Raw genomic sequence first — 21,559 nt, 5'->3', positions numbered from 1 at the left:
ACCATGACTGCCTATCTCAAGCTCGACCATATCGACAAGCATTTCGACCGGGCCGGTGTGCGCGCCGAGGTGCTGAAGGGCATCAACCTGACGATCTCCAAGGGCGAGTTCGTCTCTATCATCGGCCATTCCGGCTGCGGCAAGTCCACCCTGCTCAACCTCATCGCTGGCCTGACGCCGGTCTCATCGGGCGCCGTGCTGCTGGAAAACCGCGAGGTCAACGCCCCCGGCCCCGAGCGCGCCGTCGTCTTCCAGAACCACAGCCTGCTGCCCTGGCTCACCGTCTACGAAAACGTCAACCTCGCCGTCTCCAAGGTATTCGGCAATTCGAAGAGCAAGGCCGAGCGTCACGACTGGGTGATGGCGAACCTCGATCTCGTGCAGATGGCGCACGCCAAGGACAAGCGTCCCTCCGAAATATCCGGCGGCATGAAGCAGCGCGTTGGTATCGCCCGGGCGCTCTCCATGGAGCCGAAGATCCTGTTGCTCGACGAGCCGTTCGGCGCGCTCGACGCGCTGACGCGCGCCCATTTGCAGGATGCGGTCATGGAAATCCATGCGCGCCTCGGCAACACGATGGTGATGATCACCCACGACGTCGACGAGGCCGTGCTGCTCTCCGACCGCATCGTGATGATGACCAACGGCCCGGCCGCCAAGATCGGCGAAGTCCTCGACGTGCCAATCGCCCGCCCGCGCAACCGCATCGAGCTCGCCTCCGACCGAACCTACCTCAAATGCCGCGAAGCCGTGCTGAAGTTCCTCTACGAACGCCACCGCTTCGTCGAAGCCGCGGAGTAAACCCATGTCAGACACCCGCATCGAAAAACTCGTGATCATCGGCAACGGCATGGCGCCCGGGCGCATGCTCGAGCACTTGTTCGAAAAAGCACCCGGCCAGTATCAGGTCACGATCTTCAACGCCGAGCCACGCGTCAATTACGACCGCATCATGCTGTCGCCGGTTCTATCCGGCGAGAAGAGCTACGAGCAGATCGTCATCCATGGCGACGGCTGGTACATCGACCACGGCATCACGCTCTACAAGGGCCACAAGATCGTTGCCATCGACCGTGCCGCCAAGACGGTCACCTCGGACCACGGCGTCACCGAGAGCTACGACAAGCTGGTGATCGCCACCGGCTCCGTACCTTTCATCATCCCCGTCCCCGGCAAGGACCTGCCGGGGGTCATCACCTATCGCGATCTCGATGACGTGCAGGCCATGCTTCTGGCGGCGCAATCGCGCGAGAAGGCGATCGTCATCGGCGGGGGCCTGCTCGGACTGGAGGCGGCGGCCGGCCTCGCGCAGCGCGGCATGGACGTGACCGTGCTGCACGTGATGCCGACGCTGATGGAGCGCCAGCTCGACCCCGCCGCCGGCTATCTGCTGCAGAAGGCGGTCGAGGAACGCGGTATCAAGGTCATCACCAAGGCCAACACCAAGGCGATCGTCGGCAACGGCAAGGTCGAGGGCATCGAGCTCGATGACAACAGCATCATTCCGGCAAGCCTTGTCGTCATGGCCGTCGGCATCCGCCCGAATGTCGGCTTGGCGAAAGAGGCTGGCCTCGCGGTCAATCGCGGCATCGTTGTCGATGACGGCATGCGCACCTCGGATGGCGATATTCTCTCGCTCGGCGAATGCGCCGAGGTCGGCGGCATGGTCTATGGCCTCGTCGCGCCGCTCTACGAAATGGCCCGCATCGCCGCTTCCCACCTTGCAGGCGACACCTCGCCCGCCTTCGTACACTCCGACACGCCGACCAAGCTCAAGGTCACCGGTATCGACCTCTATTCGCTCGGCGACTTCGCCGATGGCGACGACCGCGAGGAGATCGTGCTGCGCGACGCCACCGCCGGCGTCTACAAGCGCCTGGTGCTGAAGGACAACCGCATCATCGGCACCGTGCTCTATGGCGAGACCGCCGACGGCGCCTGGTTCAACGACCTGAAGAAGAAGCAGACCGACATTACCGAGATGCGGGACACGCTGATCTTCGGCCAGGCCTACCAGGGAGGGTCGCCGCTGGACCCTATGGCGGCCGTTGCAGCCTTGCCGGATGATGCGGAAATCTGCGGCTGCAACGGCGTATGCAAGGGCAAGATCACCTCGACCATCACGGCCAAGGGACTGACGTCGCTCGACGACGTCCGCGCCCACACCAAGGCGTCGGCCTCCTGCGGCTCCTGCACCGGCCTTGTCGAACAGCTGATGTCGCTGACACTCGGCGACAGCTACAACCCGGCCGCCGTGACCCCGATGTGCACCTGCACCGAACTCGGCCATGACGATGTTCGCCGCCTGATCAAGGCCAAAGGTTTGAAAACGATCCCCGCCGTCATGCAGGAGCTCGAATGGAAGACCTCCTGCGGCTGCGCCAAGTGTCGCCCGGCGCTCAACTACTATCTCGTCTGCGATTGGCCGGATGAATACGCCGACGACTACCAGTCGCGCTACATCAACGAGCGTGTCCACGCCAACATCCAGAAGGACGGCACCTATTCCGTCGTTCCCCGTATGTGGGGCGGCGTCACGAACGCAAGCGAGTTGCGCGCCATCGCCGATGTCGTCGACAAGTTCGAGATCCCGATGGTGAAGGTCACCGGCGGCCAGCGCATCGACCTGCTGGGGATCGAGAAGGAGGACCTGCCGGCCGTCTGGGCCGATCTCGGCAAGGCCGGTTTCGTCTCCGGACAGGCCTACGCCAAGGGGCTGCGGACGGTGAAGACCTGTGTCGGCTCCGACTGGTGCCGCTTCGGCACCCAGGATTCCACCGGTCTCGGTATCCGCATCGAGAAGTTCATGTGGGGCTCCTGGACGCCGGCCAAGCTGAAGCTCGCCGTCTCCGGCTGCCCGCGCAACTGCGCGGAAGCGACCTGCAAGGATATCGGCGTCATCTGCGTGGATAGTGGCTTCGAGATCCATTTCGCCGGTGCCGCCGGTCTGGACATCAAGGGCACCGAGGTTCTCGGCCTTGTGAAGACCGAGGACGAGGCGCTGGAGCATATCGTGGCACTGACGCAGATGTACCGCGAGCAGGCCCGCTATCTCGAACGCATTTACAAATGGGCGAAGCGTGTCGGGCTTGAGGAAATCCGCCGCCAGATCATCGGCGATGCCGACAAGCGCAAGGCCTACTACGACCGCTTCGTCTTCTCGCAGACATTCGCCCAGGTCGATCCCTGGTCGGAGCGCGTCTCCGGCAAGGACAAGCATGAATTCAAGCCGATGGCGACGATCGGCTTTCCCCAGGCAGCGGAGTGAGGAGATGGACATGAACTGGATCTCGATCGGCGACATCTCCGACATCCCGCTGCGCGGCGCCCGCTGCGTGAAGACCCCGCAGGGCAAGATCGCCGTTTTCCGCACGGCGGAGAACGAGGTCTTCGCCATCGAGGATCATTGCCCGCACAAGGGCGGGCCGCTGTCACAGGGGATCGTGCATGCGAAGGCGGTGACCTGCCCGCTGCACAATTGGGTGATTTCACTGGAGACAGGCAAGGCGCTCGGGGCGGACGAGGGTGAGGTCAGGACCATTGCCGTGAGGAACGAGGATGGGGCGCTGTTCATCGCGTTCGAGAGTCTGCTGATGGCGGCGGAGTGATCGGCTGATGGTGGAAATGGCACCCCCCCTCGACACTCTGAGAGGGCACCCCCATGCCCGCTGAAACCAAAACCACCTGTCCCTATTGCGGCGTCGGCTGTGGTGTCATCGCAACGGTCGCCGACGACGGTGTCGTCTCCGTCAAAGGCGATCCCGACCATCCGGCCAATTTCGGTCGCCTGTGCTCCAAGGGCTCCGCGCTCGCCGAAACCATCGATCTCGACGGACGCCTGCTCTATCCCGAAATCGCCGGGCAACGCGCAGGCTGGAACACCGCCCTCGATCTCGTCGCCGACCGCTTCTCGAGGGCGATCGCCGAACACGGCCCGGACTCCGTGGCCTTCTACGTCTCCGGCCAGTTGCTCACCGAGGATTATTACGTCGCCAACAAGCTGATGAAGGGGTTCATCGGCTCCGGCAACATCGACACCAACTCCCGGCTTTGTATGTCGTCCTCTGTCGCCGGTCATCGACGCGCCTTCGGCGCCGATACGGTGCCGGGCGTCTACGAAGATCTCGAATTGGCCGATCTCGTCATCCTCACCGGCTCCAACCTCGCCTGGTGCCATCCCGTCATCTACCAACGCCTTGCGGCTGCCAAGGCGGCGCGCCCGGGCATGAAGGTCGTGGTCATCGACCCCCGTCGAACGATGACATCCGATATCGCAGACCTGCATCTGGCCATTCGTCCGGATAGCGACGTCGCGCTGTTCATGGGTCTCTTCGCGCACCTCATCGCGTCCGGCGCGGTCGACCAGAACTACGTGGCGGAGCATACCGGCGGTTTCAACGAGGCCTTCGCCACGGCCGCGACGCTCTCCGCCAGCGATATACTGGAGCAGACCGGCCTTCCCGCCATGCAGCTTCGCGAATTCTATCGCCTGTTTACGGCGACCGAAAAGGTCGTCACCTGCTACAGCCAGGGCGTCAACCAATCCTCAACAGGCACCGACAAGGTCAATTCGATCATCAATTGCCACCTTGCCACCGGCCGCATCGGCCGGCCAGGCATGGGGCCCTTCTCGCTCACCGGCCAGCCGAACGCCATGGGTGGACGCGAGGTCGGGGGGCTCGCCAACATGCTCGCCGCGCATATGGCGATCGACAACGCCGATGACCGTGATCGCGTCCAGCGCTTCTGGCAGTCGCCTGCTATCGCGCAGAAGCCCGGCCTGAAAGCGGTCGATCTGTTCAAGGCTGTCGCTGACGGTCGCATCAAGGCGCTGTGGATCATGGCGACCAACCCCGTCGTCTCGATGCCGGATGCCGATGCCGTCGAAGCCGCGATCAAGGCCTGCCCCTTCGTCGTCGTCTCCGATGTCCTCAGCGACACCGACACAACCCGCCATGCCGATGTCCTGCTGCCCTCGCTCGGCTGGGGCGAAAAGAACGGAACCGTCACCAACTCCGAGCGCCGCATCTCGCGTCAGCGCGACTTCCTCGACGCACCGGGCGACGCCCGCGCCGACTGGTGGCAGCTTGCCGAGGTCGGACGGCGCATGGGCTTCAACGGCTTTGGCTATGCGTCGCCGGCGGACATCTTTGCCGAGCACGCCGCCCTCTCCGCCTTCGAGAACGACGGCAGCCGCGACTTCGACATCGGCGCCTTTGCAGGGGTGGATGAGGAGAGCTACCGCGTCATGTCGCCGTTCCAATGGCCCGCCACGCCGGAGCCGGCTACCGTCAGCAGCGGCGGCAAGCGCTTCTTCGCCGATGGCCGATTTTACCACGCGGATGGACGAGCACGGTTCGTCGCCCTTGAGCCAGCCGTCGCCGATCGTACCAATTCCGATTACCCCTTCACGCTCAACACCGGTCGTATTCGCGACCAGTGGCACACGATGACGCGCACGGGCAAAAGCGCCCGCCTCTCCTCGCATATCGCCGAACCCTTCGCCGAGTTGCACCCGCGCGACGCGATCGAGATCGGCGTCGGCAATGCCACCCTGGTCGAAATCGAAAGCCCGCATGGCAAGGCGATCGTGCGCGCCTTGATCACGGAGCGGCAGGCCCGAGGCAGCGTTTTCGTGCCCATGCACTGGAACGACCAGTTCGCCGCCAAGGCCCGGATAGACGCCGTCGTCGCGCCGGTCACCGATCCGCTATCCGGCCAGCCGGCTTCCAAGAACGTCGCCGTCTCGGCCCGGTCTTTCAACGCCACATCGTACGGCTTCGCCGTTTCGGCAGCCAGGCCCGAGGGGCTTGATACGCCCTATTGGGCGCTGGCGAAGGCCGATGGCGGCTGGCGGCTCGAGTTTGCCGTCGACCAGCACGTCGAGGACTGGTCGCGGTGGTGTCGCCGCACATTCGCCATTCCCGAGGCGCTCGAGCCGCTCGGTTACGCGGACCGGCAATCCGGCGACATCAGGCTCGGCTTCTTCGACGGTGACCGGCTTCTCGCCGCGCTTTTCATCGCCCGGCAGCCGGTGGCCGTCGCGCGCAACTGGGCGATCGCGCAGCTTTGTGCATCGCATGATCAGCCGCGCAAGCGCTTCGCTCTGGTTGCCGGCCGCCCCGGCTCGGACATGCCGGATCCCGGCGCCACCGTCTGTTCCTGCCTCGGTGTCGGCGTCAACCAGATCATCTCCGCCGTGCGCGGCGGTTGCCACAGCGTCGAGGCGATCGGCGCGCAAACCAAGGCCGGAACCAATTGCGGCTCGTGTCGCGCGGAAATCAGGGGGATCATCGATGGATGTCTTGCAGCAGCAGCGGAATGACAGCCCTGCCCGGATGGAACCGCTCGCCAAGCTCCCGGTCTTCTGGGCACTCGACGGAAAGCGTGTCGTGGTCGCGGGCGGCACGGATGCGGCGGCCTGGAAAGCCGAGTTGCTGGCGGCCTGCGGCGCCCATGTCGAGATATTCGCCAAAGACCTCAACGACGCCTGCGCGGCCCTTGTCGCCCGCAAGCCGGGGCATCCATCCGCAAGCATCCGCCACCATCAGCGGGATTGGCAGGAGGCTGACCTCGACGAGGCCGTGCTGGCGATTGGCGACTGCGACCATGACGATGAAGCAAGACGTTTCTTCGGAGCCGCGCGCGCGGTGGGCGTGCCCGTCAACGTCATCGACAAGCCGGACTATTGCCAGTTCCAGTTCGGCTCCATCGTCAACCGCTCTCCCGTCGTCGTGTCGATCTCGACCGATGGTGCCGCCCCCATCCTTGCGCAGGCGATCCGCCGACGGATCGAGACCTTGCTGCCGCAGGCGCTGAAAGGCTGGGCGGGGTTGGCGCAGGCGCTGCGGGATGGAATCAACGAACGCTTGGCACCGGGGCCCCAGCGCCGCGCCTTCTGGGAAAAGTTCGTCGATCGCGCCTTTTCTAGTTCGGATACGCCGGAGGAGGGCGTTGGCGGGCTGCTTCTCGAGGAGGCCGAGAGGCTCCGGGGAGCGCCCGCCCACATGTCTCGAGGCCGCGTGACGCTTGTCGGCGCCGGCCCCGGCGATGCCGAACTCCTGACGCTGAAGGCAGTGCGGGCTTTGCAGGCGGCCGACGTGATCCTTTTTGATGATCTCGTCTCCACTGAGGTACTGGAGCTTGCCCGCCGGGAGGCCAAGCGGATGCTTGTCGGCAAGCGCGGCGGCCGCACGAGCTGCCGCCAGGAAGATATCAACGACATGATGGTCAAGCTCGCCAAGGCGGGCAAGCATGTCGTCCGCTTGAAATCGGGCGATCCGATGATCTTCGGGCGCGCCGGCGAAGAGATTGCGCATCTGGACCGCGAAGGCATCCCCGTCGATGTCGTCCCCGGCATCACGGCGGCGAGCGCGATGGCGTCCAGGCTCGGAATTTCGCTTACGCATCGCGATCACGCCCAATCCGTGCGCTTCATCACCGGCCACTCCCGCCATGGCGGATTGCCTGATGATGTGAACTGGAAAAGCGTCGCCGATCCGCATACGACGACCGTCTTCTATATGGGCGGGAGGACGGCGGCGCTGATCGCCGAGCGACTGGTCGCGGAAGGGCTGGCGGCTTCGACGCCAGTCATGGTGATGAGCGACGTCAGCCGGGACACGCAGCGTCACTGGCGCGGTTCGATCGCAAAGCTCCACGAGGGCATTGCCGTCATCGGCTACGAGCAGCCTGTGCTGATCGCCGTCGGGTCGGCATTCGCCGCGCGTGTGGCGACGGACCAGGATGACATTCAGCCTGAGTTGTACCTGCAGCGCGAGGCCTGATCCCGCCCGGCGCTGGCTCCGTTCAGGCCGCGGTCTGGGCGGCGCCGAAGACCTTGGCACGGCGCACGGTGACGAAGCCGCGATCCCCCGCCTTGACGGCGCGCTCCGGTTCGACGTCGAATTCGAGCTGCACGCCACTTTCGGTGCTCGCGAGAATACGGCGGCCATCCGGCCTGTCGAGAACACGGTCGACGCGGGCGCCGATGCCGGGAGCTTCCGCGGACCAGTCGAGATCGGCCGGGCGCGCGTAGATCTCGCCGGCGCCATCGGCAATGCCGGGTGCGGCGACCGAGGCACCGCCCGCATAGGCGACGCCAGCCCGGATTTCGGCCGGCAATACGTTGGCGTCACCGAGGAATTTCATCACGAAGGCCGATTGCGGATCGCGGCAGACCTGTTCGGGCGTTCCCTCCTGAACGATCTTGCCATCCTTCAGGATGACGACGCGGTCGGCGAGATCGAGCGCCTCTTCCTGATCGTGGGTCACGAATATCGTGGTAATGCCAAGCTCGTGATGAATCTCGCGCAGCCAGCGGCGCAGGTCGTGACGGACATTGGCATCGAGCGCGCCGAACGGTTCATCGAGAAGCAGTACCTTCGGATCGACGGAGAGCGCGCGGGCAAGTGCCACGCGCTGGCGCTGTCCGCCGGAGATCTGTGCCGGAAACCGGTCGCCCAGCCCCTCGAGCCGCACGAGGCGCAGCAGTTCGGTGACACGCGCTTCGATCGCCGCCCTGTCGCGCTTGACCTTCGACACCTTCATGCCGAAGGCGATGTTTTCGGCGACCGTCATGTGCGGGAAGAGCGCGTAGTGCTGGAAGACGAAGCCGACGCCACGGTCACGCACCGGAATGTCGGTCGCATCCTGGTCGCCGAAAAAGATCTGGCCGCCATCCGAATATTCAAGGCCTGCGACCATGCGCAGGATGGTGGTCTTGCCGGAGCCCGACGGTCCCAGCAGCGCGAGCAGCTCGCCGCTGCGGATATCCAGCGAGACGTCGCGCACGGCGCGAAACGTGTCGAAGGTTTTGACGACGTGGTCGAGGCGGATCTTCATGAGCTTTTCTCTGCTGGCTGGGCAACGAGCGCCGGATGAGCGGCGGACTTGGCGCGGGTCCGGCGACCGGCCCCCTGGCGCTCGAGCGCCACCTTGGCGATGATGGTGAAGATGGCGATGACCGCCAGGATCGAGGCGGCGGCGAAGGCGCCGGTTGTCTGATAATCGTGATAGAGCAGCTCGATGTGCAGCGGCAGCGTATTCGTCTGGCCGCGAATATTGCCCGACACCACCGATACGGCGCCGAACTCCCCCATCACACGCGCGTTGCAGAGCACGACGCCGTAAAGCATCGCCCATTTGATATTCGGCAGCGTCACCGAGAAGAACGTGCGCCAGCCGGACGCGCCGAGCGATGTCGCCGCCTCCTCCAGATCGCGTCCCTGCGCCTGCATCAGCGGGATGAGTTCGCGCGCGACAAAGGGCGCGGTCACGAACATCGAGGCCAGAACGATCCCCGGAAGCGCGAACAGGATCTTGATGTCATAGGCTTCCAGCGTCGGCCCGAAGATGCCCTGCAGGCCATAGACGAAGAGATAGGCAACGCCGGCGACGATGGGCGACACCGAGAAGGGCACCTCGATCAGGACGAGCAGGAAGCGCTTGCCCCAGAAATCGAACTTGGTGATCGCCCATGCGGCGGCAACGCCGAAGGCGGTGTTGACAGGCACGGCGATCAGCGCTGTCAGCACCGTCAGCATGATTGCATGCCGCGTGTCGGGACTGGCGATCGTGGCGCTATAGACCTGCCAGCCCTTGGCGAAGGCTTCGACCCCGATGATGACAAGCGGCGCCAGGACGAGGAAAGCGCCGATGACGAGTACAAGGCCGATCAAGGTGCGCCTGACGATCGGCTGGTCGCCGACGCGCGGCGGTTTGCGGTGGGTGGGAATGCTGCTCATGATCAGTTCCTCACCGTGTATCGCAGCGCCCGCGCCTGCATCCAGTTGGTGATCGCCAGCATCACGAAGGCAGTCAGCAACAGGACGGAGGCAATCGCGGCGGCGGCCTGGTAGTCGTATTCCTCGAGCCGGATGAAGACGAGAAGTGCCGTGATCTCCGTCGACATCGGCTGATTGCCGGCGATGAAGATGATGGCGCCGAACTCGCCGAGCGAACGGGCGAAGGATAGAGACACGCCGGCAAGCAGGGCTGGCGTCAGCAAGGGCAGCATGACCTTGCGGAAGATCGTCCAGTCCGAGCCGCCAAGCGACTGCGCCGCCTCTTCGTAGGCCGGGTCGAGATCCTCCAAAACAGGCTGCACGGTGCGAACGATGAAGGGAAGACTGGTGAAGCACATGGCGATCATGATACCGATCGGCGTATAGGCGACCTTGATGCCGACACCTTCAAGCACAGAGCCGAACCAGCCGTTCGCAGCAAACAGCGTCGTGAGAGCGATGCCGGCCACCGCCGTCGGCAGCGCGAACGGCAGATCGACCATCGCATCGACGAGCCGCCAGCCGGGAAAGCGATAGCGCGTCAGCACCCAGGCGAGCGCGAAGCCGAAGAACAGGTTGAATGTCGTGGCGCCGAGCGCCGAAAGCACGGTGACCCGATAGCTTGCGAGCGCGCGCGTGGACGAGACGATGCGCCAGTAATCCTCCAGCCCGAGGCTCGCTGCCTTGAACACCAGCGCCGCCAGAGGCAGAACGACGATGAGGCCGACATAGAGAAGGGTCACTCCCAGCGACAGCCGTAACCCGGGCAGGACATTGCGTCTCAAGCGGTCATTCCCTTATCAATGCAAAGCCGACAAAATTCATCAGGCCGCCGTTCGGGCGTCGCTTGGCGTGACATCCCTCATTCCTGTGCTTGTCACAGGAATCCAGCGACCCGACGTCTGTCGGGTCATATGACTCTTTCAGCCCAAAGACTTGGGCTGACTGGATTCCTGTGACAAGCACAGGAATGAGGGTGGTGGATATAGTGCCCCTGTGAAGAACTAGGTTACCGAACGTTATCGGCTGCCATAGAGCTTGTCGAGGACGCCGCCGGAGGCGAAGTGCTCCTTCTGGATCTTTTCCCAGCCGCCGAACGTATCGTTGACGTTGACAAGGCGGATCGCCGGAAACTGATCCTTGAACTCGCCGGCCACCTTCTCGTTGCGAACGCGATGACCGAACTGCGCGGCGATCCGCTGGCCATCCTCCGTATACAGGAAGTCGAGATAGGATTTCGCAAGCGCCTCGGTGCCATGCTTGGCGGCGACCTTGTCGACCACGGCCACGGGGAATTCCGCAAGCAGGCTGACCGACGGGATCACGCCCTGCACCTTGTCGGAGCCGTACTGCTTCTCGATGCCGCGGGTCTCGGCCTCGAAGGTGATCAGCACGTCGCCGGTCTCGCGCTCGACGAAGGTTGTCGTCGACGCGCGGCCGCCGGTGTCGAAGACCGGCACGTTGTCGAAGATCTTGGTGATGTAGGCTTCGATCTTTCCTTCGTCGCCATTGTAGGCTTCCTTGGCCCAGGCGTAGGCCGCGAGATAGGTGTAGCGCGCGTTGCCCGAGGTCTTCGGGTTCGGGAAGACCGCGCGTACGTCGTCACGGGCGAGATCGCCCCAGTCCTTGATGTTCTTCGGGTTGCCGGCGCGCACGAGGAAAGATGGGAAGGAGTAGAACGGCGAAGCGTTGTTCGGAAACGCCTTGGCCCAATCCTTGGAAACGAAACCGTTCTTCGCGAGGAAATCGATGTCCGTCGACTGGTTGAAGGTAACGACGTCGGCTTCGAGGCCCTCGATGATCGAGCGCGCTTGCTTGGACGTGCCGGCATGCGACTGATCGATCGTAATGCCCGGATTTTGCTTGATGAAGGCTTCGTTCTCGGAAGCGAAAAGCTCGCGCGAAACGTCATAGGATGCGTTGAGAAGCTTTGTCGGCTCCTGGGCATGCGCCTGAACGGAGAAAAGGGCGGCAAGCGCTGTGCCGAGAATCAGAAGGCGGTTCATCTATCGCTCCGGTGTTTCATTGTGCGTTGAAACTAATCTGACAGCGCCCGGATCGCGAGGAACCACTGCCCCCGGTTGCCGACTGGCTTAGAAATTCTGTCCCTTTTTCGCCATATTTCGCGGCGCTTTTACTTCAGGCGATGCGTGAACCATATTATGACCGCTGCCTAAGTTGCTGCTAATAAAATGTTTTCCCGACGGACCCAAGACGATCCTCCCTTAAGGCCATGGTGACAAAGCCCTGCGGGGACATGGCTCTTCGGTCCGCGATATTGCTCTTGCGCTCGTTCAGCCTTTGACGTATCACCCACCCATCACAGGGGTGCTCCGTAATGCCGGGGCTGAGATACGATCGCATGATCGTGGACCCTCAAGCTGATCTGGATAATGCCAGCGGAGCGAGGTAGAGCGATGTTTTCCGGCGCACAGATTTCCCTGTATCCCATGACCGACGATTTCGTCGGTGTCATAACGCGTGCGCTTGCCGCGCTCGATCCCCATCGCGACCGGTTGCGGATCGAGACGGACGACATCTCGACGCTGATCATCGGCACGCCCGACGTCGTCTTCGCCGCCATGCGCGATCTGTTCGCGGCCGCCGCCAGCAGTGGCGAGCATTGCGTACTGCACGCGACCATCTCGCGCGGCTGCCCCGGGGAGCCTGATGATCCGATCTGCCAGACGCCTGAACTGACCGGCCCGATGGCGCCGCTCGACGAGCGGAAGGCACGGGCGCATCAGGCGGTCAAGGACGCAGTCGTTATCGGCCAGGAAGCGGCAGCGCAGTTTTCGCTTTATACGCTCGGGATCGACGGCCACATGGACGAGATCTATGGCTGCATCGACTTCCTGAAGAATTCCGGCGTCTTCGAGAAATCGAAGAACTTCTGCACGAAGCTGCGCGGCGATACCGGTGCCGTATTCTCGACGGTGCACGAGGCGCTGGTGCGCTTCGGCCCGCCGGCGGGCCATGTGACGATCGACCTTACCGTCTCGGCCAACAGCCCTTCGAAGCGCTAAGCGCCGCACCGCGCGCGCCCAAACCGGTTGGTCCCATGTCGACATCACGTCCGCCCGCATGGCAGGTCGTTCGCGACCTGCACCATCACATCCGTACCGGCCTCGGCCGGGCGCTGCCGGCCATCGTGGCCGTCTGCCTTCTGGTGGCAGCCTGGGAGGCCTATGTGCGCCTGTCGGGCATTTCGCCCACGACCCTGCCCGCGCCGTCGCGCGTTCTGGCGCAGACCTTCCAGTCGCGGTGGGCCCTGTTCGACAACGTGGTGCCGACATTGCGCGCCACGCTTGCCGGCTTCGGCTGTTCGCTGGCATTGGCCTTCATCCTGTCGGTGCTGCTCGATTTCTGTCAGCCCCTGCGTCGGGCGCTGTTTCCGCTCTTCATCATCAGCCAGACGCTGCCGCTGGTCGCCATCGCGCCGCTGATCGTGCTGTGGTTCGGCTTCGGCCTGATGCCGAAGATTCTGCTTGTCGCGCTTGTCACCTTCTTTCCGATGCTGGTGGCGCTCTGCCAGGGCTATCAATCGACCGAAGACGAGTTGCAGCAACTGGTCGCCTCGATGGGGGCGCCGCGCTGGAAGCAGTTCCTGCTCGCGCGCCTGCCGTCCGCCTTGCCCTTCTTCTTCGCCGGGCTGCGTATATCCATCACCTACGCCGTGGTCGGCGCGATCTTCGCGGAATATGCCGGCGCCGCCAAAGGGCTCGGCATCTACATGCTGAACGCCAAGAACAACTTTCGGCCCGACCTGGTTCTGGCCGCCGTGCTCGTCAGCGCCGTGCTGACCCTGACGCTCTTCGGCCTCACCGTCATAGCCGAACGCCTGGCCATGCCATGGACGAGACGCGGAAAGGGCGGAACCAGATGAGCGCTCCACGCCTGGAACTCGACCGCGTCACCTGCAGCTACGACGAAACCGCCGTCCTTTCGGATATCTCGTTGACGGTCAGGCCCGGCGAGTTCGTCTCCATTCTCGGGCCGTCGGGATCGGGAAAGTCCACGCTGTTCAAGCTCCTCACCGGCGCACGGCGTCCTGACGGAGGCAGCATGCGCTTCGATGGTCGCGTGCTCGACGGAGCGGTCCGTCCCTTCGCCTTCATGCCGCAGCGCGATGCGCTGATGCCGTGGCGGCGCATCATCGACAATACCACGCTCGGTCTCGAGGTGCAGGGCATGAGCCGCGCCGAGGCGCGCCGGCGGGTGATGCCGCTTTTCTCCGAATTCGGTCTTGATGGCTTCGAACAGCATTATCCGGGGGGAACTATCGGGCGGCATGCGGCAACGCGCGGCGCTGCTGCGCACCGTTGTACAGGACAAGCCGATGCTTTTGCTCGACGAACCGTTCGGCGCGCTTGATGCCTTGACGCGCGCGGGCATGCAGCGCTGGCTGCACGAGATGTGGTCGCAACACGACTGGACAGCGCTTCTCGTCACGCACGACGTGCGCGAGGCGGTCTATCTCTCCGATCGCATCTATATCTTCTCGCCACGCCCTGCCCGCATCATCCGCGAGATCACCGTCGATCTCCCACGCCCGCGCATATTGGACGGCGCGGCGCGTGCGCGTGCGGCCGAGATCGAGGCCGACATCCTCGATACGCTCTTCAATGCCCCGAACGACGCCACAATCACCACTATGGAGGAAACACCATGAAAACCCCGATGCTGACCCGACGCGCTGCCCTAGCTTCGGCCGCGGGGCTTGCTCTGACGCTGCCAATGTCGCCGCTGCTGTCGAGGCCGGCCCGCAGCCAGGAGAAGCGCCCCGTCAAGGTCGCGCTGGACTGGACACCGAATACCAACCACATCGGCCTCTTCGTGGCGCGCGACAAGGGCCTTTACCGGGATGCGGGCCTCGATGTCGAAATCCTGCCCTATACGGATACCTCGGCCGGCACGCTGGTCGCCAACCATGTCGCCGATTTCGGCATTGTCGGCTCCATCGGCCTGATGACCCAGCGCGCCGCCGGCGCCGATCTCGTCGCGACCTACGCCGTCGTCCAGACCGAGACTGGGCGTCTCGTCTTCAATGCCAATCGGGACGACATCCGCAGTCCGAGGGATCTCGACGGCAAGACCTATGGCGGTTTCGGCAGCGCCTGGGAGAACGCGCTGATCGGCTCGCTCATCCGCAACGATGGCGGCAAAGGCGAGTTCGAGACCGTGACACTCGGCACCTCCGCCTATCAGGCGCTGGCCAACGGCAGCGTCGACTTCACGCTCGAGGTCTACACCTGGGAAGGCGTGCAGGCGGAGCTCGAGGGCGTCAAGCAACGCGCCTTCCGCTATGCGGATTACGGCGTTCCCGACGAGCACACGACGCTCATCGCCTCCAGCCAGGCATTTCTGGACGACAGGCCGGACCTCGCCCGCGCCTTCCTGCAGGCGACCCGCAAGGGTTACGACTTCGCGGTGGATCGCCCCGACGAGGCCGTCGATCTCATGATCGCGGCCAATAGCGACGCACTGACCAACCCCGCGCTGGTCCGGGCCTCGTTGAAGGCGCTGATCGACGGGCGCTACTTCCGCACACAGGACGGCATGACGGGGCGGATCGACCCGGCGAAGATGACGGCGATCGGCGACTATCTGTTCCAGGCGCAAATCCTGAAGGACGCCGACGGCAAGCCCCTTGGCGCCGCGCCGGACTTCTCGCGCTATTTCACCAACACCCCGCTCGACGCCGCCTGACGCACGGTATCGGCCGCCAATTTCCATCAGTAGCTTCGCGCGGCCGTGACTTTGGCCGCGTGCCTTCCTGAACACGGACCAAGGGCCGGGTAGCAAAGCGCGTGCGATCATGCTCTCTTGGCACTATCAGGTGTCATTTCGGGACGATGCTGGCTATAGTTTATTGGATATTAAGAACGTTGAACGAGACTCGCCTAGCCGTGACAGCGAAGCATGTAAATCGATGCAGGCAAGAATCGCTTGCATGAATGGCATGGCGGAAAACATGGAACATGAAGGTTTCGATCTACCGTTCCTCCTCAAGGAGATTGATATCCTTGCGGATGAACTCAGCAAGCTGCCTCCTTCGATGGACAGGACGGCGCTGGAACTTAGACTGGCACAGATGCGCCAGATCGTTGAACTGCGGCATACGCGCCGCGGCATGAAAAACCTCGATCCCAACTAAAGGTTAGACTGTCGTCATTTGGTGCACTCTGTTGTTGCAAGTGCGGCAAGCGAAGCCCGATTGCCGGCGATCTTCCCTGCACCGTTTCCGCAAGCAATTGGCCAGATCGACGATTGTGCTTAAAGATTCCCGGCAAAGAGGCTAATGAACGCGCAAGCGAAGCAGAGGATGTGGCCATGGAACCGGAAACCGTAACGATCGACAACCGCAACGACTTTTCGCTTTGGGCGATCGAGCGTGCCAAGCTGATCGTCAGCGAACAGGGGACGGCGCTTGCGCTTGCGGCGCGAGATATGGACGACACCGAGATCGGTCAGGCCGGCAACGCGCTTGGACAGGCGATCGCCGATGCCATGATTGAAGTATTCGACGGCCTGATGAACGGCGTTGCCGAGGAATAGCGGCTCAGTCGTTGATCTCCAGCCCGAAAGACCGGCAAGAATGGCGCGCCCGATATTCTTTAGGGAACCTTTCCGTGCCTCACGGGTTTTATCTGCGCAACGTATTGAAATCCGCGTTGCTGGATCAGCAAGCCCAATGCAATCCAACCAAAAGCCCGGTGCAGCCCCTCGCACCGGGTTTTTTCTTGTGCGTTGCTGTCGGCGTCCGCGCCTGACGCATAAGGAACTTACTATATGTTAAGAGAGGCATGTCACCGTTGCACGGATCGCCACAAAGGGATTGTGCTTCGAGGGGTATAGGGCGTTGGATACGAGACCATGGATGATCCCCGTTTTGGTTGCCTGCAGGCGGAGCGGCGCCGTCCATACGGTCACCAGTACCCGTGAAGCGCTCAGACTGCTTTTTACCGCATGGCCGGTCTCGGAAGGCAAAGCCTACTTTTCCGCTCTGGAAGTGTGTGACGGGGTCGCGATCGGCAAGGCATCGCCTGAAGATGCGCGCCTCGCCTTTATCGCCGCGGCCGTTGAGGCCAAGGTGCCATACGACGTGGTGCCCGCGACGCCTGTTCCGCTCTAAGCGCCTGGGCTGCGCTCAATACTCGGTGCCTATATCCGCATATAGCCGCTGCACCTCCGCTCCACCCCAGAAATGGCTCGGGCCGGCGTGGACATGATGTCCACGCCGGCCCGTTGGTTGAAAAGGCCGTCGTTATTCGCCGGGAACGATCGCCGGATCGCCGCCGGGAACCGCCTTTGCGCTGTTGGCGGGTTTCGGCGCCTTCCAAGCGATCAGGCGGTAGAACATCGGGATGAAGAAGGTCGCGATGAACGTCGCCGCGAGCATGCCGCCGATGACGCCGGTTCCGATGGCGTGACGGCTGGCCGAGCCCGCGCCGGAACTGATGGCGAGCGGCACGACACCCAGAATGAACGCCAGCGACGTCATGACGATCGGACGGAAACGCAGGCGGGCCGCCTCGATCGCCGCCTCGCCGGCGCTCATGCCCTCCTGGCGCTTCAGGACCGCGAACTCCACGATAAGGATGGCGTTCTTGGCGGCCAGACCGATCAGCGTCACCATGCCGATCTGGAAGTAGACGTCGTTGGTCAGTCCGCGCAGCATCGTTGCCAGCAACGCGCCGAACAACGCGAACGGAATGGCGGTGATGACTGCGAGCGGCAGCGTCCACTTCTCGTATTGCGCGGCGAGGATCAGGAACACCATGATGATGCCGAAGATCATCGCCTGCGTTCCGGCGCCGCCGGCCGCCAGCTCCTGGTAGGCCGAGCCAGTCCAGGCGATCTGGTAGCTTGCCGGCAAGGTCTCGGCCGCGACCTCCTGCAATGCCTTGATCGCATCGCTGGACGTATAGCCGGGTGCAGGATTGCCGGTGATCTTGGCGGAGTTGAACGCATTGAAGCGCTCGACCTGATCCGGGCCGATGATGCGTGTGACGTTGACCAGGGCGTCGAGCGGGATCATGGCGCCGCTGTCGGACCGCACGAAGACCTGACGAAGATCCTGCGGCGACTGGCGGAACGCGTCCTCCGACTGCAGCTTGACCTGGTAGTTGCGGCCATAGAGCGTGAAGTCGTTGACATAGAGGCTGCCGAAGGTGGCCTGCATGGCATCGAAGACGGTATTGATCGGAACACCGAGCGCCTTGGCCTTCTCGCGATTGAGATCGGCGCGGTATTGCGGCACGCTGGAATCGAACGTCGTTCGCACGGCGGTCAATTCCGGCCTTTTCGACGCCGCCGCCACGAGCTGGGCCGCCTGATCGGCGAGACCGGCGATGCCGTTGCCGCCGCGGTCCTGGACATAGGCCTCGAAACCACCCGTGGTGCTCAACCCCTGAATGGGCGGCGGATTGAATGCCAGCACCATCCCGTCCTTGATGCCGCTGTTGGCGCCGATGATCGGCCCGGCCATGTTGCGGGCGTCGAGCTCCGGCGTGGTTCGCTCCTTCCAATCCTTGAGGATGATGAAGGAGACACCCGCGCTGGTCTTGAGACCGCCGGAGAGGATATCGAAGCCGGAGACGGCGAAGACGTCCTGGATACCAGGGAGTTCCTTGGTATTGGTGACGACCTGATTCATGACGTCGCTGGTGCGCGGCAGAGACGCGGCCGGCGGCAGGATGGCGACCTGCAGCACCCAGCCCTGATCCTCGTTGGGCACGAGCGAACCGGGGATGGTGTAGAACATGTAGCCGGTCGCGCCCAGGAGCGCTCCCACGAGAACAAGGCCGATCGCGAAGCGCTTGACGAAGAACCGCACGCCGGCCGTATAGCCTGCCGTCATCCGGTCGAACGCGCGGTTGAAGACGCGGAACGGCAAGGCCGGCTGATGGTGGCCGGGCTTCAGGATCAGTCCGCAAAGCGCGGGCGTCAGCGTCAGTGCGACGATCCCCGACAGAATGACCGAAATCGCGATCGTCACGGCAAACTGCTTGTACATCTGCCCGGCCAGGCCGCCCATGAAGGAGACCGGAATAAAGACCGAGCAGAGGACGAGAACGATCGCCACGACCGGACCCGTGACCTCGCCCATCGCCTTGATCGCGGCTTCCCGGGGCGGCAGCTTCTCCACGGTCATCAGGCGCTCGACGTTCTCGAGCACGACGATCGCGTCGTCCACCACGATGCCGATCGCGAGGACGAGACCGAACAGCGTCAGCAGGTTGATGGAGAAGCCGAGGATGTACATGCCGGCGAAGGTGCCAACGATCGAAATCGGGACCGCGATGACAGGTATGAGCGTCGCCCTCCAGTTCTGAAGGAACAGGAAGACCACGATGACGACCAAGGCGATCGCCTCGATGAAGGTTCGCAGGACTTCGTCGATCGAGACCTGAATGAACTTCGTCGTGTCATATGGCACGCGGTAGTCGATACCGTCGGGGAAGGACTTCTTCAGCTCTTCCAGACGCGTCGACAGGGCCTGCATGGTGGCCAGCGCATTCGCTCCGGGCTGAAGATAGACGGCGATCGGCACGGCCGGGATGCCGTTGAGACTGCTCGTCACCGCATAGCTCTTGGTGCCGAGCTCGACACGGGCGACGTCCTTCAACCGCAGGGTGGCCGCGTTGCTGTTGGAGCGCAGAATGATGTCGCCGAACGCCTCGGGATCGGCGAGCCGGCCCTGCGTGGTGACGCTGTAGGTGAAAGGCTCGCCACTGGCGCTTGGCTGGTCGCCGAAGCGACCGGCGGCGAACTGCGAGTTCTGCTCCTGGATGGCCGTCGAGACATCGCTTGGCGTCAGATTGTACTGCGCCATCTTGTCCGGACGCAGCCAGACGCGCATCGAATAGTCGATGTCGCCGAGAATATTGACATCACCCACGCCCGGGATGCGCTTGAGGTCGTCGAGCACGTTGAGCAGGGCATAGTTGCCGACATAGGTGCGATCATACTGGGCGTTGTTCGAAAACATCGCGACGAAGCCGAGAATCGAATTCGAGCGCTTCGCGACCACGACGCCCTGACGCGTCACTTCCTGCGGCAAGGTCGATGTCGCACGTTGGACGCGGTTGTTGACGTTGATCGCCGCCTGGTCCGCATTCGTTCCAAGCGCGAACGTCACCGTGATCTGCATCGTGCCGCTGTTGGAGTTCGTCGATTGCATGTAGAGCATGTTCTCGACGCCGTTGATCTGCTGCTCCAACGGAGCGGCGACCGTTTGCGCCACCGTCTCGGCGCTGGCGCCGGGATAGTTCGCCGTAACCACCACCTGTGGCGGCACAAGCTCCGGGTACTGCGCGATCGGGAGAGCACGCAGCCCGAGAATGCCCGCAAGCACGATAACGATTGAAATGACCGCCGCGAAAACCGGGCGGTCGATAAAGAACCTGTTACTCATCAGTTGGCTGCCGTCTCTTTCGTGCCCTTGCCGGCATCGGCCGCGGCCGCTTGAGCCGTGGCATTGACGGCCGAGCCCGGACGCACCTTGATGACGCCTTCGGTGATCAGCTGGTCACCGGCCTCGAGGCCCGAATTGACGATCCAGTTGCTGCCGACCTTCTGGCCGAGCGTGACCGCATTGATCTTCGCCTTGCCATCCTTGCCGACCGTATAGACGAACTGGCCCTGCGGGCCCTGCAACAGCGCCACCTCCGGAATGACGATCGCCGAATCGGCGGTCACGCCGCTCACCGTCGCACGCACGAACTGCCCGGGGATGAGCTGACGATCCGGATTGTCGATGACGGCGCGTGCCTGAATGGTGCCCGTGTTCACGTCGACGGTCGCCGAGGTGAAGTCGACGAGGCCTTCGGAGCCGTAGGTCGAGCCATCGCCGAACGTCAGCTTGACGCGCAGCTTCTGCTCCTGGCCCTTGCTCTTCATCAGATCGATGAGATGGCGGATTTCCCGCGCTTCGGCATCCGAGAAGGAGAAGTTGACGTAAACAGGGTCCAGCTGTGTGATGTTGGTCAGCAGGCTCGAATCCGAGCTGATCAAGCTGCCTTCGGAAACCTGCTCCAGGCTCGTGACGCCGCTGATCGGAGCGGTCACCTTGGTGTAGCCCAGATTGAGCTCGGCGGTCTTGACCTGAGCTTCGGCCGAGGCGACCGCCGCTTCGGCGAGTTCGCGCGCGGAAATAGCATCGTCGCGGCTTTTCTGGCTCCCGACTTTCTGATCGAAGAGGCTGATGTTGCGCTTCTCCTCGCGGATGCCCTGGCTGAGCTGCGCTTGCGCCTGCTTCAACCCGGCCTGCGCCTGCATCAGCGCCGCTTCATAGGAGGCCGGGTCCATGAGGAACAGCACATCACCGGCCTTGACCTGCGCGCCTTCCACGAAATTGCGCTTCAAAAGGATGCCGTTGACGCGGGCGCGTACTTCCGTCTGGCGAAACGCCGAGATGCGGGCGGCGTATTGGTAGCTCAGAGGCACCGAGCTCGTGGCGATGCTGACGGTGGTGACTGAAGGAGGCGGTGGGGCCGCGGCCTGCTGGGCCAATGCCGCCGAGGACATGAATATCGATACAGCCGCTACAAGCACCCCACTACGAACGGTGGAAAAATGCCGCTGATTTTTATTTTGCACTATATTCGCCTTTAACTTGTGCTCGATCGACCGAGCAGCCTTCGTTCCCTCCTCCCCTGGCCCTCCGCCAGACTCGATTCCATTGAGAAATGTTCCGTTCGAGACTCCGCCCGCAGCCGGCAGAAGCGACGTTCGCCTGCCGATTGCCTGTCTCGTGGAACCTTGGCACA

The 21,559-nt window shown here is 63.3% G+C and carries 17 protein-coding genes, 1 pseudogene and 1 riboswitch; of the genes and pseudogenes, 12 read left to right on the top strand and 6 right to left on the bottom strand.

All coding sequences use genetic code 11. The annotated features are described in order from the left end of the window. Positions 1-3: 3 nt before the first annotated feature. Genes P3R82_RS02180 through cysG form a run of 5 tightly spaced genes read left to right on the top strand, consistent with a single transcriptional unit; the run spans position 4 to position 7,787 of the window. Complete coding sequence (locus tag P3R82_RS02180) at positions 4-801, top strand: ABC transporter ATP-binding protein (protein ID WP_283192822.1); 798 nt, start codon at positions 4-6, stop codon at positions 799-801. A gap of 4 nt (positions 802-805) precedes the next feature. Then, complete coding sequence (gene nirB / locus P3R82_RS02175; protein ID WP_283192821.1) at positions 806-3,268, top strand: nitrite reductase large subunit NirB; 2,463 nt, start codon at positions 806-808, stop codon at positions 3,266-3,268. 4 nt (positions 3,269-3,272) lie between these two features. Beyond that, on the top strand, positions 3,273-3,608 hold the full coding sequence (nirD, locus tag P3R82_RS02170; protein WP_283192820.1) for a nitrite reductase small subunit NirD: 336 nt from the start codon (positions 3,273-3,275) through the stop codon (positions 3,606-3,608). Between the two features lie 53 nt (positions 3,609-3,661). Beyond that, the gene (locus P3R82_RS02165) at positions 3,662-6,325 is read left to right on the top strand and encodes a nitrate reductase (protein WP_283192819.1); all 2,664 of its coding nucleotides are present in this window, start codon (positions 3,662-3,664) and stop codon (positions 6,323-6,325) included. Continuing rightward, the gene (cysG, locus tag P3R82_RS02160) at positions 6,297-7,787 is read left to right on the top strand and encodes a siroheme synthase CysG (protein ID WP_283192818.1); all 1,491 of its coding nucleotides are present in this window, start codon (positions 6,297-6,299) and stop codon (positions 7,785-7,787) included. The genes P3R82_RS02165 and cysG overlap by 29 nt, the downstream gene beginning before the upstream one ends. Before the next feature lie 22 nt (positions 7,788-7,809). On the opposite strand, the gene P3R82_RS02155 is transcribed toward cysG, so the two are convergent. The 4 genes from P3R82_RS02155 to cysP all read right to left on the bottom strand — a co-directional run bounded on the left by P3R82_RS02155 (position 7,810) and on the right by cysP (position 11,791). Then, entirely contained in the window at positions 7,810-8,844 is a 1,035-nt protein-coding gene (locus P3R82_RS02155) for a sulfate/molybdate ABC transporter ATP-binding protein (protein ID WP_283192817.1), read from the bottom strand. Continuing rightward, complete coding sequence (cysW, locus tag P3R82_RS02150; RefSeq protein ID WP_283192816.1) at positions 8,841-9,746, bottom strand: sulfate ABC transporter permease subunit CysW; 906 nt, start codon at positions 9,744-9,746, stop codon at positions 8,841-8,843. The genes P3R82_RS02155 and cysW overlap by 4 nt, the downstream gene beginning before the upstream one ends. 2 nt (positions 9,747-9,748) lie before the next feature. Beyond that, positions 9,749-10,570 carry a sulfate ABC transporter permease subunit CysT gene (gene cysT / locus P3R82_RS02145; protein ID WP_183900896.1) on the bottom strand — a complete coding sequence of 274 codons (822 nt, stop codon included), beginning with the start codon at positions 10,568-10,570 and terminating at the stop codon, positions 9,749-9,751. Positions 10,571-10,804: 234 nt separating this feature from the next. Further along, positions 10,805-11,791, bottom strand: coding sequence for a thiosulfate ABC transporter substrate-binding protein CysP (gene cysP / locus P3R82_RS02140; protein WP_183900897.1), 987 nt, complete (start codon positions 11,789-11,791; stop codon positions 10,805-10,807). A gap of 308 nt (positions 11,792-12,099) precedes the next feature. Continuing rightward, positions 12,100-12,210, top strand: a riboswitch (TPP riboswitch). Here cysP and P3R82_RS02135 point away from each other — a divergent pair. From P3R82_RS02135 to P3R82_RS02105, 7 genes and pseudogenes are all read left to right on the top strand, one after another. Continuing rightward, on the top strand, positions 12,203-12,811 hold the full coding sequence (locus P3R82_RS02135; protein ID WP_283192815.1) for a YkoF family thiamine/hydroxymethylpyrimidine-binding protein: 609 nt from the start codon (positions 12,203-12,205) through the stop codon (positions 12,809-12,811). Its footprint overlaps the riboswitch before it by 8 nt. 35 nt (positions 12,812-12,846) lie before the next feature. Further along, positions 12,847-13,671, top strand: a complete 825-nt coding sequence (locus P3R82_RS02130) for an ABC transporter permease (protein ID WP_283192814.1) — start codon at positions 12,847-12,849, stop codon at positions 13,669-13,671. Next, positions 13,668-14,457, top strand: a pseudogene (locus P3R82_RS02125) (ABC transporter ATP-binding protein). The gene P3R82_RS02130 and the pseudogene P3R82_RS02125 overlap by 4 nt, the downstream one beginning before the upstream one ends. A gap of 65 nt (positions 14,458-14,522) precedes the next feature. Further along, entirely contained in the window at positions 14,523-15,494 is a 972-nt protein-coding gene (locus P3R82_RS02120) for an ABC transporter substrate-binding protein (protein ID WP_283193486.1), read from the top strand. A 244-nt stretch (positions 15,495-15,738) separates the two neighbouring features. Next, the gene (locus tag P3R82_RS02115; RefSeq protein WP_018898056.1) at positions 15,739-15,942 is read left to right on the top strand and encodes a hypothetical protein; all 204 of its coding nucleotides are present in this window, start codon (positions 15,739-15,741) and stop codon (positions 15,940-15,942) included. A gap of 176 nt (positions 15,943-16,118) precedes the next feature. Continuing rightward, entirely contained in the window at positions 16,119-16,343 is a 225-nt protein-coding gene (locus P3R82_RS02110; protein WP_183900901.1) for a hypothetical protein, read from the top strand. A 322-nt stretch (positions 16,344-16,665) separates the two neighbouring features. Then, on the top strand, positions 16,666-16,920 hold the full coding sequence (locus tag P3R82_RS02105; RefSeq protein ID WP_283192813.1) for a DUF982 domain-containing protein: 255 nt from the start codon (positions 16,666-16,668) through the stop codon (positions 16,918-16,920). A 132-nt stretch (positions 16,921-17,052) separates the two neighbouring features. Here the strand turns inward: P3R82_RS02105 and P3R82_RS02100 are convergent, their stop codons facing one another. Both P3R82_RS02100 and P3R82_RS02095 read right to left on the bottom strand, forming a co-directional pair. Further along, on the bottom strand, positions 17,053-20,205 hold the full coding sequence (locus tag P3R82_RS02100; protein ID WP_283192812.1) for an efflux RND transporter permease subunit: 3,153 nt from the start codon (positions 20,203-20,205) through the stop codon (positions 17,053-17,055). Beyond that, positions 20,205-21,389: an efflux RND transporter periplasmic adaptor subunit gene (locus P3R82_RS02095; protein ID WP_283192811.1), complete on the bottom strand. Its 1,185-nt coding sequence runs from the start codon at positions 21,387-21,389 to the stop codon at positions 20,205-20,207. The genes P3R82_RS02100 and P3R82_RS02095 overlap by 1 nt, the downstream gene beginning before the upstream one ends. Between the last annotated feature and the right edge of the window lie 170 nt (positions 21,390-21,559).

Source organism: Rhizobium sp. AN80A, from assembly GCF_030053015.1.
Lineage (GTDB): Bacteria > Pseudomonadota > Alphaproteobacteria > Rhizobiales > Rhizobiaceae > Rhizobium > Rhizobium metallidurans.
Note: the sequence above shows the minus strand (reverse complement) of the source record. Positions and strands in the feature narration are given on the sequence as shown.

Excerpts from the sequence above, each read along its gene's own strand:
- P3R82_RS02180 (WP_283192822.1), top strand. The coding sequence starts at position 4 with ATGACTGCCTATCTCAAGCTCGACCATATCGACAAGCATTTCGACCGG.
- nirB (WP_283192821.1), top strand. The coding sequence starts at position 806 with ATGTCAGACACCCGCATCGAAAAACTCGTGATCATCGGCAACGGCATG.
- nirD (WP_283192820.1), top strand. The coding sequence starts at position 3,273 with ATGGACATGAACTGGATCTCGATCGGCGACATCTCCGACATCCCGCTG.
- P3R82_RS02165 (WP_283192819.1), top strand. The coding sequence starts at position 3,662 with ATGCCCGCTGAAACCAAAACCACCTGTCCCTATTGCGGCGTCGGCTGT.
- cysG (WP_283192818.1), top strand. The coding sequence starts at position 6,297 with ATGGATGTCTTGCAGCAGCAGCGGAATGACAGCCCTGCCCGGATGGAA.
- P3R82_RS02155 (WP_283192817.1), bottom strand. The coding sequence starts at position 8,844 with ATGAAGATCCGCCTCGACCACGTCGTCAAAACCTTCGACACGTTTCGC.
- cysW (WP_283192816.1), bottom strand. The coding sequence starts at position 9,746 with ATGAGCAGCATTCCCACCCACCGCAAACCGCCGCGCGTCGGCGACCAG.
- cysP (WP_183900897.1), bottom strand. The coding sequence starts at position 11,791 with ATGAACCGCCTTCTGATTCTCGGCACAGCGCTTGCCGCCCTTTTCTCC.
- P3R82_RS02135 (WP_283192815.1), top strand. The coding sequence starts at position 12,203 with ATGTTTTCCGGCGCACAGATTTCCCTGTATCCCATGACCGACGATTTC.
- P3R82_RS02130 (WP_283192814.1), top strand. The coding sequence starts at position 12,847 with ATGTCGACATCACGTCCGCCCGCATGGCAGGTCGTTCGCGACCTGCAC.
- P3R82_RS02120 (WP_283193486.1), top strand. The coding sequence starts at position 14,523 with ATGTCGCCGCTGCTGTCGAGGCCGGCCCGCAGCCAGGAGAAGCGCCCC.
- P3R82_RS02115 (WP_018898056.1), top strand. The coding sequence starts at position 15,739 with ATGAATGGCATGGCGGAAAACATGGAACATGAAGGTTTCGATCTACCG.
- P3R82_RS02110 (WP_183900901.1), top strand. The coding sequence starts at position 16,119 with ATGGAACCGGAAACCGTAACGATCGACAACCGCAACGACTTTTCGCTT.
- P3R82_RS02105 (WP_283192813.1), top strand. The coding sequence starts at position 16,666 with ATGATCCCCGTTTTGGTTGCCTGCAGGCGGAGCGGCGCCGTCCATACG.
- P3R82_RS02100 (WP_283192812.1), bottom strand. The coding sequence starts at position 20,205 with ATGAGTAACAGGTTCTTTATCGACCGCCCGGTTTTCGCGGCGGTCATT.